Genomic DNA, 14,945 nt, shown 5'->3' on the forward strand with positions numbered 1-14,945 from the left:
CTTTATGGCAACAACATCAGATATTAGAAATGGTTTATGTATAAGATATAATAATGATATTTATAAAATTATTGAGTTTTTGCATGTAAAACCAGGGAAAGGACCTGCGTTTGTAAGAACAAAAATGAAGAGCGTAACAACTGGTAAAGTATTAGACAACACCTTTTCTGCTGGACACAAAATTGAAGATGTACGTGTAGAAACACACAAATTTCAGTATTTGTATAATGATGGTGAGTTTTATCATTTTATGAATGAAGCAGACTATACGCAAATAAGATTATTAGAGTCAGCTTTAGACAGACCAGATTTAATGAAGGAAGGCGAAATTGTTACGATTCAAATTAATACTGAAGATAACATGCCGCTTTCAGTAGACATGCCAGCCACTGTTATATTAGAAGTTACACATACAGAGCCTGGTGTTAAAGGAAATACAGCGACTAACGCAACAAAACCAGCAACTGTAGAAACAGGAGCAGAGGTTAATGTGCCATTATTTATTAACGAAGGTGATAAAATTAAAGTAGAAACTGAAAAAGGAACTTATAAAGAGCGTATTAAAGAATAGTTACATGAAGAAGCTTAACATTGCCTTAGTTTTTTTAATGATATGCCTAACTAGCTGCATTCACATGCTAGATAAAGCAGCTGAGGCTGTTAGCGAATCTGCTGAGCAAAGTCAGGAATCAGTATCTCAACATAATTTTAATACTGTAGCTGTGGATAGCATGTATCGTTTGGACGTTCCAAAATATATGAAGAAATTAGAAAATCTTCATCCAGAAGCGTCATTGCAATATGCTAACATTTATAAAGAAGCTTATACGGTTGTAATTCATGAAAGTAAGGATGAATTTGTAGAAATTTTCACAGAACTTGATGAATATAATAGCGAACTCTCTCCTGTTGAGAATTATGTGATTGTTCAGAAAAAAATGTTTGAGGAAACTATAAGTTCACTCAGAATACAAGATTATGGACTTGTTGAAATCAATAATTTACCTGCTAGACAAATTAAAGTTTTTGGTGTTATAGATAATATAAATTTTGCGTATCTCGTTGCATTTATTGAAGGAGATGATAATATTTATATGATAATGAACTGGACTACTGATGATCGGTTTAAGCGATTTGAAAATACATTCGAGTACATTAACGGAACATTTAAATTACTATAATTACATGAAATTTCCTAGGAAGTACACTTTAGATGAAATTGCAAAACTTATCAATTGCTCTTATGTAGGTGCTTCTGATTTTCCTATACTAGGCATGAATGAAATCCACGTTGTAGAACCTGGAGATATTGTTTTTGTGGATCATCCTAAATATTACAATAAAGCTTTAGAGTCTGCAGCAACCATAGTTTTAATAAATAAAGATGTGGATTGTCCAGAAGGCAAAGCGTTGCTAATTTCTGATGACCCCTTTAGAGATTTTAATAAATTAACGGATCATTTTAAGCCATTTAAGTCTTCAAATGTTGCCATAGCAACAGATGTTGAAATAGGAGAAAATACCATAATACAACCCAATTGCTTTATTGGCAATAATGTTTCAATCGGAAAAAACTGTGTTATTCATGCCAACGTGAGTATCTATGACGATACTATAATAGGTGATAATGTTACTATTCACGCTGGTTCTGTGTTAGGTGCTAGTGCCTTTTACTATAAAAATAGACCAGAAGGTTATGACCAATTAAAATCTGGTGGACGTGTTATTATTGAAGACAATGTTGATATCGGAGCACTGTGTACTATTGATAGAGGTGTTACAGGTGATACAACCATAGGAACTGGCTCTAAATTAGATAACCACATTCAAATTGGGCATGATACCATTTTAGGAAAAAAATGTTTAGTTGCATCACATACTGCTATTGCGGGCTGTGTGGTAGTTGAAGATAATGTAACCATTTGGGGGCAAGTTGGTGTTAAAAGCGGCATTACGATTACCAAAGGTACTGTGTTATACGCGCAGTCTGGTTTAGGTCACACAACAGATGAAGGTAAAACCTATTTTGGTTCACCTGCAATAGAGGCAAGAACATTTTTTAAAGAAAGAGCTTACGTTAAAAAAATACCTGAAATATTAGAAAAATTAAAAAATCTATAATGACATCAGGACAAATTGTTAAGGCTTTTTATGATTCAGATTTAGCAAATGACCCTAAAGTTGTTTCAAAATTCTTTCATAAAGAATGCGAGTTGCATTGGACTAGTAGTCAGGGTTTTATTCTGCTAAAGTTTAATGATATCAATGCGTTTTTTAAGGAAACTCGCGAGTCTTACAACAACTTAAGATTTGAATTTACACATTTTATAGAAGCAGGCAATTTTGTTACAACAAGACATACGTTATTCTGTAATACTATAGAAAACCCAGACCATGAATTGGTTTTAGCACATTTCTCTGCAATATGGGAGGTTAAAGATGTTAAGCTCTATAGATGTTATGAAATTAGTCATCTTGCAGATGAGAATAATGAATTGAGTATGAAATCTTATTCAAAATAAAAATGTAAAAAGAGGTCGCATTTGCGTATCAAAAAACTTATTTTTGCACAACAGAAAATCAACTTAAAAACAGAAATTTTAAAATGAGCGTTTTAGTTAATAAAAATTCAAAAATAATAGTACAAGGTTTTACAGGTAGTGAAGGTACATTTCACGCTAGCCAAATGATAGAATATGGTACTAATGTTGTTGGTGGTGTTACTCCAGGTAAAGGAGGACAAACCCATTTAGACAAACCGGTTTTTAATACAGTTTCAGAAGCTGTTGAAAAAGTAGGAGCTGATACAACTATTATTTTTGTACCACCAGCTTTTGCTGCAGATGCTATTATGGAAGCTGCAGATGCTGGAATTAAAGTTATCATTACCATTACAGAAGGTATTCCTGTTGCAGATATGATAAAAGCAGCAGATTATATAAAATCTAAAGATTGCCGCTTAGTTGGTCCTAACTGTCCTGGCGTTATTACTCCAGGTGAAGCTAAAGTAGGTATTATGCCAGGTTTTGTTTTTAAATCTGGAAAAGTAGGAATCGTTTCTAAATCAGGAACATTGACTTACGAAGCAGCAGACCAAGTTGTAAAACAAGGTTTAGGTATAACAACGGCTATTGGTATTGGTGGTGACCCAATTATTGGTACAACGACTAAAGAAGCTGTAGAGTTATTAATTAATGACCCAGAAACTGAAGCTGTCGTTATGATAGGTGAGATAGGTGGTCAATTAGAAGCTGATGCTGCAAATTGGTACAAAGAAAGCGGAAGTAAAAAACCTGTAGTTGGTTTTATTGCTGGAGAAACTGCACCTGCTGGACGTACAATGGGACATGCTGGAGCCATTGTTGGTGGAAGTGATGATACAGCACAAGCAAAAAAGAAAATTATGAGAGCATGTGGTATTCACGTTGTGGATTCTCCTGCTGAGATTGGTAAAAAAGTAGCTGAAGTATTAGGCTAAAAATTTTTGTAAAATGTTGTCACTCTGAACTAGTTTCAGAGTCTATTTACCTTTAGATACCAAATGCTGAAATTAATTCAGCTAAAACTGTTAAAAACCTTACAATTTTTTGTAAGGTTTCTTTCTTTCTTGCAATTTGCAATTGCTATATTTGATTATATAACTATACTAACTAACGACTTATATAGATATGAAATTATTAGAAGGAAAAACGGCAATCATAACGGGAGCTAGCCGTGGAATTGGAAAAGGTATTGCAGAAATTTTTGCGCAACACGGAGCTAATGTAGCATTTACATATAGTTCTTCTGTAGAAGCTGCAAACCAATTAGAAAAAGAGCTAAATGCTCAAGGCATAAAAGCAAAAGGCTATCAAAGTAATGCCGCAAATTTTGACGAAGCGCAAAAATTAGCTGAAGATGTTTTAGCAGAATTTGGTGCTATAGATATTTTGGTGAATAATGCTGGAATTACAAAAGACAACCTCTTAATGCGTATGGGAGAAGAAGACTTTGATAAAGTTATTGAAGTTAACCTAAAGTCGGTATTTAATATGACAAAGGCTGTACAACGCACAATGCTAAAACAACGTAAAGGCTCAATTATTAATATGAGTTCTGTTGTTGGTGTTAAGGGTAATGCTGGTCAAACCAACTATGCTGCATCAAAAGCTGGAATCATTGGGTTTTCTAAATCTGTAGCTTTAGAGTTAGGTTCTCGTAATATTAGAAGTAACGTTATTGCACCAGGTTTTATTGAAACCGAAATGACCGCAAAATTAGACGAAGAAACTGTAAAAGGGTGGAGAAATGCTATTCCGTTAAAACGTGGAGGTTCTCCAGAAGATATCGCAAATGCTTGTGTGTTTTTAGCAAGTGATCTAAGTGCTTATGTTACTGGCCAAACACTTAACGTTGATGGTGGAATGCTTACTTAATTTACGATTTTAGATTTTTGATTATCGAATAAAAATAAATCGTAAATCATAAATCGTAAATCTAAAATCAATTAATGCAAACAGAAACAATTGTATATATCATTATTGCTGGAATAACAGCGCTTTTATTAGCGCTGTTTCAGTATATATATAAATCTAAGATTAAATCTAATTTAAAGTATTTACTAACTGCGCTTAGGACCATTTCCATATTTGGAATATTACTTTTACTAATCAATCCAAAGTTCGAATCGTTTACTTACTTTGATGAAAAACCAACATTAGTTGTTGCCGTAGACAATTCTGAATCCATTTCTTATTTAGAACAAGATAATAACGCAAAGCAGATTGTAGATAAAATTAAAACCAATGCTGATTTAAATGAGCGTTTCAATGTAGCGTCTTACAGCTTTGGTAAAACAGTTAATAATTCCGATAGTCTAAGCTTTAACGAACGTCAATCTAACTTATCTAAAGCTTTAAAACAATTTGGTGAGGTATATAGTAATCTTACTGCGCCAATTGTTATGGTTACTGATGGTAATCAAACGTATGGTTCAGATTATAGCTTTATGGCAAATGGTATTAAGCAACCGATTTACCCAATAATTCTTGGTGATTCTACTTTGCATTCAGATTTAAGTATTAAGCAACTTAATGTCAATCGGTATGTATATCTAAAGAATGGGTTTCCTGTTGAAATTATTACCAATTACAATGGCACAACTTCTATTACTACCGAACTTAAGATTTGGTCTGGTAATACTGTAGTGTTTAGAAAACAATTACAATTTGATGCTTCTAAAACTTCAGAAATTGTTTCTACCACATTATTAGCCAATAGTGTTGGTGTAAAAACCTATCGTGTAGAACTTACACCACTAAGCAATGAAAAGAATACTGTAAATAATTCAAAGAATTTTGGAGTAGAAGTCATTGATCAAAAAACAAATATTGCTTTAGTTTATACGCGCTTGCACCCAGATTTGGGTGCTTTAAAAAAGTCTATTGAAAGTAATGAGCAACGTAGTGTTACGCTTATAAAACCAAAAGATTATTTATTAAAACCAAATGATTTTCAGTTAGTTGTACTGTATCAGCCTAACCATGAGTTTAATGCTGTTTTAGAAGCTGTTAAAACCCAAAAACTCAATACATTTACTATTGCAGGTACTACTACTAATTTTAATATTCTAAATAATTCTCAAGGGTATTTCAAACAAACCGTAACAAATCAGACCGAGAATTTTCAACCAACATTAAATAGAAATTACAACACATTTATTGTAAATAATCTAGACTTTAATAATTATCCTCCATTACAATCAGAATTTGGTGAGCTACAATTTATGGTACCTCATGATGTTATACTATACAAAACTATAAATGGCATTTCTACAGAAGAAGCACTTCTTTCTACTTTCGAAATTGATAATACAAAGCATGCCTTATTGAATGGCGAAGATATTTGGAGATGGAGAGCTCAGGCATTTTTGGATACTGAAAGCTTCACTGATTTTGATAATTTCATTGGTAAACTCGTACAATATCTTAGTTCCAATAAAAAGCGAAACCGCATTAATATAGATTATAAATCATTTTACAATGGTAATGATGATGTTATCATAACAGCACAATATTTCAATAAGAATTTTGAGTTTGATGCTGAAGCATCACTAACTATTATTCTAAAAAATAAAGAAACGGAGACCACTAGAGAAGTACCATTATTGCTTAACAACACTAATTACACTGTTGATTTAAGCGGTATTGAACCTGGTTTATACGATTTCACAGTAAAACATAATTCGGAAGCTGTTTCGGCTTCTGGAAGTTTTCAGGTTATAGACTACAATGTTGAACAACAATTTTTAAACGCAGATATCACAAAGTTAAAATCTGTAGCAGAGAATAGTAATGGTACTGCTTATTTTAATAACCAAACTGACAATTTAATTGATGCTTTACTTGCAGATAATAGATTTGCAACTATTCAGAAGAGCACTAAAAATATCGTACCTTTGATAGATTGGAAATATCTGCTCGGCTTAATAGTTTTAAGCCTTTTTGTAGAGTGGTTTATTAGAAAATATAACGGATTAATTTAAAGAAGATAAAATGGATAAGTTACCAAAGATTGGATTACCGATTTTAATCGGAGTAATAATACTAGTAATACTAATTGCTAAATCAGCAGTGACTATTGGTCCTGGTGAAGGAGGTGTTTTGTTTGAGCCTTTTGGTGATGGTATTAACACAGAAAGAACTTATGGTGAAGGGTTTCATATCGTAGCACCTTGGAACGATATGATTGTTCAAAAAGTGCGTCAACAATCTATTTCAGATAATATGAATGTACTTTCTGTAAATGGTTTGGATATTACAGTTAGTGGTACAATTTGGTTTGAACCGGAGTATAAAAACTTAGGTAAATTAATTCAGACTAAAGGAGAAGATTATATTAGAGAATTACTGAGTCCAGCGATAAACGCAGCAGCTAAAAGTGTTGTTGGTCGTTATACGCCAGAACAGTTATACTCAAGTAAAAGAGACATTATTGAATTAGAAATTCTTGAAGAAGTAAGAAAGGAATTAGACGGACAGTTTGTAAATGTAAAACGTGTTTTGGTAGAAAACGTTAAACTACCTACTACAATTAAGGATGCAATTGAGCGTAAACTTAAACAAGAACAAGAGTCTTTAGAGTATGAATTTAGACTTGTTACAGCTAAGAAAGAAGCAGAAAAAGTAATTATTGAAGCGCAAGGTAAAGCAGACGCTAACCGTATTTTGAGTGCATCATTAACGGATAAAATCCTTCAAGATAAAGGTATTGAAGCCACAGTTAAATTGTCTGAATCTCCAAACAGCAAAGTAATTGTTATAGGTTCTGGTGATTCTGGAATGCCAATTATTTTAGGAAATCAATAATTTAAACTAGCAAATATTAAAAATTTCCTAAAAATTGAATTTCATTGAGTAATTATTAGGATTAATAAATTTTATTTATCAATATTTGTAGCAACAAAAGAAATATGACATTAATTCAATTACATCATCATTTTCATATAATCGCTCAAGCGAGGTGAAAGTGTATTGAATAAATTCAAAATATATTTTAAAAACCCGTTTGAGAATTCAGACGGGTTTTTTGTTTTTTAAAGCTCGACTAAGAATTCTTAGACACTACTAAAATTAAAAATGAGTAAATTAAAAATTGCAGTTCAGAAATCGGGTCGGCTTCACGATGATTCAATGAAAATTTTAAAGGAAATTGGTATCTCTGTCGATAACGGAAAGGACCAACTAAAAGCATCAGCTCGAAATTTTCCGTTAGAAGTGTTTTATTTAAGAAATGGAGATATCCCACAGTATTTACGAGATGGAGTAGTAGATGCGGCCATTATTGGCGAAAATATATTGATTGAAAAAGGGAATGATCTCACAATTATTGAACGTTTAGGATTTTCAAAATGCAAAGTGTCTATAGCAGTTCCAAAATCATCTAAAGCAAATAGTCTAAAGGATTTACAAGGCAAACGTATAGCAACATCATATCCAAATACAGTTAATCAATTTTTAGAAAAGGAACATATAAAGGCCAATCTTCATATCATTAATGGTTCTGTTGAGATTGCACCAAATATTGGTCTCGCTGATGGTATTTGTGATATTGTTTCTAGTGGAAGTACCTTATTCAAAAATGGTTTAAAAGAAGTTGAAGTGCTTTTAAAATCCGAAGCTGTTTTAGCCACTTCTCCAAAAATATCAACGGATAACCAAGCGTTAATTGATAAAATTCAGTTCCGTTTAAAATCCGTTTTAAAAGGACGAGAAAATAAATATGTGTTATTAAATGTACCAAATGATAAATTAGAGCAAATCATAGACATTCTTCCAGGTATGAAAAGCCCAACAGTTTTACCCTTAGCACAAGAGGGTTGGAGTTCTATTCACTCTGTGATTAACAAAAATGATTTTTGGAATGTTATTGACGAGCTAAAAGCTAATGGCGCAGAAGGTATTTTAGTCTGTCCAATCGAAAACATGGTATTATAGCTGTCATTCCTGCGAAGGCAGGAATCTCTTAATTAAATGAAATGAATTTAGTCTGAACATGAAACTTTACATAAATCCAAATAAATCAGATTGGCCAGAACTATTAAGGCGACCAACACAAACCGTTGAAGATATAGAAACTACGGTAAATCAAGTGTTCGAAGATGTTTCAAAGAATGGTGATAAGGCTGTCGAAAAATATACTAGTAAGTTTGATGGCGTAACACTTCAGAATACCATAGTATCTCAAGTAGAAATTTCTGATGCTGTCGCAAATATTCCTGAAAAATTAAAACAAGCCATTCAACTTGCAAAATCTAATATTGAGAAATTTCACAGTGCCCAAAAAACAGACAAGGTTTTTGTTGAAACCATGAATGGAGTAGAGTGCTGGCAAGTAAAACGACCTATCCAGAAAGTAGGTTTATATATTCCAGGAGGTACAGCACCATTATTTTCAACAGTTTTAATGTTAGCTGTTCCTGCTCAAATTGCTGGTTGTAAAGAGATTGTTCTGTGTTCACCACCTAATAAAGAAGGGAAAATTGCTGACGAAATTTTATATGCTGCTCAATTATGTGGAGTGACTCAAATTATAAAAGTTGGTGGTATTCAAGCCATTGCTGGACTTACATTTGGCACAGTAACGATTCCACAAGTTTATAAAATATTTGGACCAGGAAACCAATTTGTAACCGTTGCAAAGCAATTGGCAACCAAGTATGGTGTAGCAATTGATATGCCTGCAGGTCCAAGTGAATTGTTGGTGATGGCAGATGAATCTGCTAATGCTGCTTTTGTGGCATCCGATTTATTGAGTCAGGCAGAACACGGAAAGGATAGTCAAGTGATATTAGTGACAATGTCTAGGAATTTCGCGGATTTGGTTTCGGCAGAAGTAGAAAAACAATTAGAAGCGTTACCGAGAAAAGATATGGCAAAGATTGCCATTTCTAACTCTAAATCTATAGTTGTCGATAATTTCGAGAAAGCTCTAGATCTTATTGATATGTATGGACCAGAGCACTTTATTGTTGCTACTAATGATAATGACTTTTTTGTAGAAAACATTAGCAATGCAGGTTCTGTTTTTATTGGCAACTACACACCAGAAAGTGCTGGTGATTATGCTTCTGGAACCAATCATACCTTGCCAACTAATGGGTTTTCAAAAGCATATTCTGGAGTGAATCTAGATAGTTTTCAAAAGAGTATGACCTTTCAGAAAATTTCAAAAGTAGGTATTCAAAATATAGGAACTGCTATAGAATTAATGGCAGAAGCTGAAGGATTACAAGCGCATAAAAATGCGGTTTCATTACGATTAAAAGATTTGGAGTCATGAATTTAGATAGTTTAATTAGAGATAATATAAAAACTCTTAAGCCATATTCTTCAGCTAGAGATGAATTTAAAGAATTCTCTAGTGATATTGTTTTCTTAGATGCCAATGAAAATCCGTTTGAAAATGGTGTTAATCGCTATCCAGATCCGCAACAACTTTCAGTGAAAGCGAAATTGTCTGAAATAAAAGGCATACCAAGCGAGCATATTCTTTTAGGAAACGGGAGTGATGAAGTATTAGATTTAATATTCAGAGTTTTTTGTGAACCCAATAAGGATAACATAATTACTTTACCACCAACGTATGGTATGTATTCAGTTCTTGCTAATACCAATGCGGTAGGTATTAAAGAAGTGCCATTAAATGAAGATTTTCAGCCAAACGTTGATGCTATTCTAAAAACAGCAGATGCAAATTCAAAGTTGCTATTCTTGTGTTCACCTAACAATCCGACGGCAAATAGTTTTGATGCAAAAAAAGTTGAAGATTTAATAAGAAAATTTGAAGGCATTGTTGTTATTGATGAAGCTTATATAGATTTTTCAAATCAAGAAAGTTGGCTAAGTCGATTAAATGAATTTCCAAATCTTATAGTTACTCAAACATTGTCTAAGGCCTATGGAATGGCAGGCATACGCTTGGGAATCTGTTTTGCTTCCGAAGAAATTATAAATGCTTTAAACAAAATTAAGCCACCATATAACGTCAATCAATTAACACAAACCAAAGCGTTTGAAAGGCTGATTAAAATTGATGACGTCAACAAAGAAATTGCGGCAATTTTGGATGAGCGGAAGCGATTAATAGAAAAGCTTAATTCGATTTCATTTGTTGAAAAAATTTTTCCATCTGATGCTAATTTTGTGTTAGTAAAAGTTGATAATGCAACAGGGCGTTACAACGAATTAGTAAAAAAAGGAATCGTGGTAAGAAATAGAACCAATCAACCTGGATGTGAAAATTGTTTACGTTTTACAATTGGGACGGAAAAAGAAAATACGAGATTATTAAACACACTAAAAGATATTCAATAATGGGAAAGCCAGTACTATTTATAGATAGAGACGGAACCTTAATAAAAGAGCCTGCAGATGAACAAATTGATTCATTTGAAAAATTAGAGTTTTACCCAAAAGTATTTCAATATTTAAGCAAGATTGCTAAAGAATTGAATTTTGAAATTGTAATGATTACCAATCAAGATGGTTTAGGTACAGATGTATATCCAGAAGATACTTTTTGGCCAGTACATAATTTTGTATTAAAAACTTTTGAATCAGAAGGTGTTATCTTTAAAGAACAATTTATCGATAGAACTTTCGCAAAAGATAATGCTCCAACACGCAAGCCAAATACTGGTTTATTAAACAAGTATTTTTCTGAGCCTTATGATTTAAAAAATTCGTTTGTTATTGGAGATCGACTTACTGATGTTGAATTAGCCAAAAACCTTGGAGCAAAAGGCATCTTTATTAATGACAATACCAATTTAGGTACAGATGAAGTTACAGTAAGTAATAATGAATTAGAGCAGTATATTGCCTTAGAAACCAACGATTGGGAAGAAATTTATAAGTTTCTAAAATCTACAGAACGCGTTGGAAGCATAGAGAGAAATACCAACGAAACCAAAATTAAAATCGATTTAAATTTAGACGGAACAGGTAAAAGTAATATTGATACTGGTATTGCATTTTTTGATCATATGTTAGATCAAATTGCGCGTCATGGTCAATTAGATTTAAACATAACGGTTGAAGGTGATTTAGAAGTGGATGAACATCACACTATTGAAGATACTGCTATAGCTTTAGGTGAAGTGTTTGCTACAACTTTAGGTAACAAATTGGGTATAGAACGTTATGGATTTTCATTACCGATGGACGATTGCTTGGCTCAAGTTGCAATTGACTTTGGCGGAAGAAACTGGTTGGTTTGGGATGCCGAGTTTAAAAGAGAAATGATAGGCAAAATGCCAACAGAAATGTTTTACCATTTCTTTAAATCGTTTACTGATGGTGCTAAATGTAACCTTAATATAAAAGTTGAAGGTACCAATGAACATCATAAAATTGAAGCCATCTTCAAAGCCTTTGCAAAAGCCATTAAAATGGCGGTAAAACAAGATGTTGAGAAGATGATTTTGCCATCTACAAAAGGAATGCTTTAATTAGGGTTGTCATTCCTGCGAAGGCAGGAATCCACTTTGAAGAATTAAATAATTAGATTCCTGCCTTCGCAGGAATGACAATAAATTGTCAATGAAATTAACATTAGTAAATTACGGAGCAGGAAACATTAAAAGTATTCAATTTGCTTTTCAACGTTTAGGTTTTGAAGCAGTATTAACGAATAATCCAGAAGAGATAGTAGCATCTGATAAAGTTATATTTCCTGGAGTTGGTGAGGCTAGAAATGCAATGACAAAGCTAAAACAAAGTGGCTTAGATCAGTTAATACCAACTTTAAAACAACCTGTACTTGGTATCTGTTTGGGTATGCAATTAATGTGCAATCATACCGAAGAAGGAAATACACCAGGTTTAGGAATTTTTGATGTCAACGTAAAACGCTTTTCTAATAAGGTAAAGGTGCCACAAATGGGTTGGAACACCATTTCAAATCTGAAATCTGATTTGTTTAAAGGAATAAAAGAAAAAGAATACATGTACCTTGTGCATAGTTATTATGCCGAACAGTGCGATGAATCTATTGCAACATCAGATTATGAACTTGAATATGCATCAGCATTAGAGAATGATAATTTTTTCGGAGTGCAATTTCACCCTGAAAAGAGTAGTAAAGCAGGAGAGCAAATTTTGAAGAATTTTTTGGAGTTGTAGTGTCATTCTGAACTTGTTTCAGAATCTAATAAATATTAATTAAAAAAGATTCCTGCCTTCGCAGGAAATGTTATGAGAATAATACCAGCCATAGATATCATAGAAGGAAAGTGTGTGCGTCTTACAAAGGGCGATTACGACACCAAAAAAATATATAACGAAAATCCCATAGAAGTAGCAAAAGCTTTTGAAGATGCAGGTATTGAATACTTACATCTTGTAGATTTAGATGGTGCTAAAGCAAAGCACATTGTAAATTATAAAGTGTTAGAATTACTAGCTTCAAAAACTAATCTTAAAATTGATTTTGGTGGAGGCTTAAAGTCTAATGAAGACTTAAATATTGCGTTTAATTCTGGTGCAAAACAAATTACAGGAGGAAGCATCGCTGTCAGTGATAGAAACACTTTTGAAGGTTGGTTATCTAAGTATGGAGCACAAAAAATCATTTTAGGCGCTGATAGTAATGATGGAAAAATAGCGATTAACGGTTGGCAAGATAATAGTAAAGAGGAAGTGATTTCTTTTATAAAAGATTATCAAAGAAAACACATTCAGTATGTTATTTGTACCGATATATCTAAAGATGGTATGTTAGAAGGCCCTTCAATTGAACTATATAAAAAGATAATAGACGAATGTAGCAATAGTAGTGGAGCACAATCTATAAAATTAATTGCTTCAGGAGGTGTTTCAGAAATAAAGGATTTGGAAGATTTAAAAACTATTGGTTGCGAAGGAGTCATTATTGGAAAAGCACTGTATGAAAATAGAATTACTTTAAAAGAATTAGAAAAGTTTATATAAAAATAGGAAATAGCCTTTAGCAGTTGCTTATAGCTAATGCCTAAAGACTAATGCCTAAAAGCTAAATTATGCTAACAAAACGTATAGTCCCTTGTTTGGACATTAAAAATGGAAGAACTGTAAAAGGTGTCAACTTTGTAGATTTAAGAGATGCAGGCGATCCCGTGGTATTGGCCAAACAGTATGCAGAATTAGGAGCAGATGAATTAGTGTTTCTTGATATTGCTGCAACACTCGAAAATAGAAGGACTATGCACGACATGGTTTTAAAAGTAGCAGAACAAGTTAATATACCCTTTACAGTTGGTGGTGGAATTTCATCAGTTGAAGATGTAGATGATTTATTGCATTGTGGTGCTGATAAGGTGTCAATTAATTCTTCTGCGGTAAAACGACCAGAACTAATTAATGAACTTTCAGATAAATTCGGAAGTCAATGTGTAGTTGTAGCAATTGATGCAAAAGAGGTTGAAGGGGAGTGGCTAGTACATTTAGCAGGTGGAACAATTCCAACAGAATTAAATTTATTCGAATGGGCTAAAGAAGTAGAGCAACGAGGTGCTGGTGAGATATTATTCACATCAATGAATCACGATGGTACTAAATCTGGTTTTGCAAATAAGGCTTTATCTAGACTTTCTGAAATAGTAAATATTCCAATTATAGCTTCAGGTGGAGCAGGAACAATTCAGCATTTTATTGATACATTTAAGGAAGGAAAAGCTGATGCTGCTTTGGCTGCAAGTGTCTTTCATTTTGGAGAAATACCAATTTTAGAATTGAAAGAAGAGTTAAGAAAAAACAATATAGAAGTACGATTATGAACGTAGATTTTAGTAAAAATCCAGATGGTTTAGTGCCAGCAATCATTCAAGATGAATTGACCAATAAAGTATTAATGCTTGGTTATATGAACGATGACGCACTTCAAAAAACTATAGAAACCAAGTCAGTTACTTTTTTTAGTAGAACAAAACAACGCTTATGGACTAAAGGTGAAGAGAGCGGTAATACATTAAGGCTGGTTGATATAAAATTAGATTGTGATAGCGATTCACTTTTAGTAAAAGTCAATCCAAAAGGACCAACCTGTCATAAAGGCTCTGATACTTGTTGGAATGAAATAAATAATGAAACCTTTGGATTCATATCAAAGCTTGAGGATACAATCTCAAGTAGAATTAACTCTGCAGATTCAGATAAGTCCTATGTAGCTTCTTTAGTTGCGAAAGGCATTAATAAAGTGGCTCAAAAAGTAGGTGAGGAAGCTATAGAAGTTGTCATTGAAGCTAAAGATAGCAATGACGAATTGTTTTTAGAAGAAAGCGCAGATTTATTATTTCACTATTTAATATTATTACAAGCCAAAGGTTTTAGAATAAATGACATAATAACTGTGTTAAAGTTTAGGGGTAAATAATTATTTTTCATCGTTGAAATGCATATTTTTACGACAAAAGTATGGTTTTTCAAAAT

Annotated in this window: 16 protein-coding genes; all 16 read left to right on the top strand. The window is 32.9% G+C overall.

Annotation, left to right across the window (positions count from 1 at the left end):
* Positions 1-4: 4 nt before the first annotated feature.
* The 16 genes from efp (at position 5) to hisIE (ending at position 14,889) form a co-directional block, all read left to right on the top strand.
* The gene (gene efp / locus ACFFGA_RS13805; protein ID WP_386064914.1) at positions 5-571 is read left to right on the top strand and encodes an elongation factor P; all 567 of its coding nucleotides are present in this window, start codon (positions 5-7) and stop codon (positions 569-571) included.
* Between the two features lie 64 nt (positions 572-635).
* Complete coding sequence (locus tag ACFFGA_RS13810; protein ID WP_386064915.1) at positions 636-1,181, top strand: hypothetical protein; 546 nt, start codon at positions 636-638, stop codon at positions 1,179-1,181.
* A 4-nt stretch (positions 1,182-1,185) separates the two neighbouring features.
* Positions 1,186-2,121 carry a UDP-3-O-(3-hydroxymyristoyl)glucosamine N-acyltransferase gene (locus ACFFGA_RS13815; RefSeq protein WP_386064916.1) on the top strand — a complete coding sequence of 312 codons (936 nt, stop codon included), beginning with the start codon at positions 1,186-1,188 and terminating at the stop codon, positions 2,119-2,121.
* Positions 2,121-2,522, top strand: a complete 402-nt coding sequence (locus ACFFGA_RS13820; protein ID WP_386064917.1) for a nuclear transport factor 2 family protein — start codon at positions 2,121-2,123, stop codon at positions 2,520-2,522. The genes ACFFGA_RS13815 and ACFFGA_RS13820 overlap by 1 nt, the downstream gene beginning before the upstream one ends.
* An 83-nt stretch (positions 2,523-2,605) precedes the next feature.
* On the top strand, positions 2,606-3,478 hold the full coding sequence (gene sucD, locus ACFFGA_RS13825; protein ID WP_386064918.1) for a succinate--CoA ligase subunit alpha: 873 nt from the start codon (positions 2,606-2,608) through the stop codon (positions 3,476-3,478).
* A gap of 190 nt (positions 3,479-3,668) precedes the next feature.
* On the top strand, positions 3,669-4,415 hold the full coding sequence (gene fabG / locus ACFFGA_RS13830) for a 3-oxoacyl-[acyl-carrier-protein] reductase (RefSeq protein WP_386064919.1): 747 nt from the start codon (positions 3,669-3,671) through the stop codon (positions 4,413-4,415).
* Between the two features lie 74 nt (positions 4,416-4,489).
* Positions 4,490-6,523: a VWA domain-containing protein gene (locus tag ACFFGA_RS13835; protein ID WP_386064920.1), complete on the top strand. Its 2,034-nt coding sequence runs from the start codon at positions 4,490-4,492 to the stop codon at positions 6,521-6,523.
* A 10-nt stretch (positions 6,524-6,533) separates the two neighbouring features.
* Complete coding sequence (locus tag ACFFGA_RS13840) at positions 6,534-7,346, top strand: prohibitin family protein (RefSeq protein WP_386064921.1); 813 nt, start codon at positions 6,534-6,536, stop codon at positions 7,344-7,346.
* A 270-nt stretch (positions 7,347-7,616) separates the two neighbouring features.
* A complete protein-coding gene (hisG, locus tag ACFFGA_RS13845) occupies positions 7,617-8,474 on the top strand; it encodes an ATP phosphoribosyltransferase (protein ID WP_386064922.1) in 858 nt (285 codons plus the stop codon).
* 58 nt (positions 8,475-8,532) lie between these two features.
* Positions 8,533-9,819 carry a histidinol dehydrogenase gene (gene hisD, locus ACFFGA_RS13850; protein ID WP_386064923.1) on the top strand — a complete coding sequence of 429 codons (1,287 nt, stop codon included), beginning with the start codon at positions 8,533-8,535 and terminating at the stop codon, positions 9,817-9,819.
* Positions 9,816-10,853, top strand: coding sequence for a histidinol-phosphate transaminase (hisC, locus tag ACFFGA_RS13855; protein ID WP_386064924.1), 1,038 nt, complete (start codon positions 9,816-9,818; stop codon positions 10,851-10,853). Before hisD ends, hisC begins: the two co-directional genes overlap by 4 nt.
* Positions 10,853-11,989: a bifunctional histidinol-phosphatase/imidazoleglycerol-phosphate dehydratase HisB gene (gene hisB, locus ACFFGA_RS13860; RefSeq protein ID WP_386064925.1), complete on the top strand. Its 1,137-nt coding sequence runs from the start codon at positions 10,853-10,855 to the stop codon at positions 11,987-11,989. Before hisC ends, hisB begins: the two co-directional genes overlap by 1 nt.
* 91 nt (positions 11,990-12,080) lie before the next feature.
* Entirely contained in the window at positions 12,081-12,662 is a 582-nt protein-coding gene (gene hisH / locus ACFFGA_RS13865) for an imidazole glycerol phosphate synthase subunit HisH (protein WP_386064926.1), read from the top strand.
* Between the two features lie 72 nt (positions 12,663-12,734).
* Positions 12,735-13,469: a 1-(5-phosphoribosyl)-5-[(5-phosphoribosylamino)methylideneamino]imidazole-4-carboxamide isomerase gene (gene hisA / locus ACFFGA_RS13870; protein ID WP_386064927.1), complete on the top strand. Its 735-nt coding sequence runs from the start codon at positions 12,735-12,737 to the stop codon at positions 13,467-13,469.
* A 68-nt stretch (positions 13,470-13,537) separates the two neighbouring features.
* On the top strand, positions 13,538-14,293 hold the full coding sequence (gene hisF, locus ACFFGA_RS13875; protein WP_386064928.1) for an imidazole glycerol phosphate synthase subunit HisF: 756 nt from the start codon (positions 13,538-13,540) through the stop codon (positions 14,291-14,293).
* Entirely contained in the window at positions 14,290-14,889 is a 600-nt protein-coding gene (gene hisIE / locus ACFFGA_RS13880; RefSeq protein ID WP_386064929.1) for a bifunctional phosphoribosyl-AMP cyclohydrolase/phosphoribosyl-ATP diphosphatase HisIE, read from the top strand. The genes hisF and hisIE overlap by 4 nt, the downstream gene beginning before the upstream one ends.
* Positions 14,890-14,945: the final 56 nt, after the last annotated feature.

Origin of the sequence: Winogradskyella pulchriflava, from assembly GCF_042434315.1 — a bacterium.
GTDB lineage: Bacteria > Bacteroidota > Bacteroidia > Flavobacteriales > Flavobacteriaceae > Winogradskyella > Winogradskyella pulchriflava.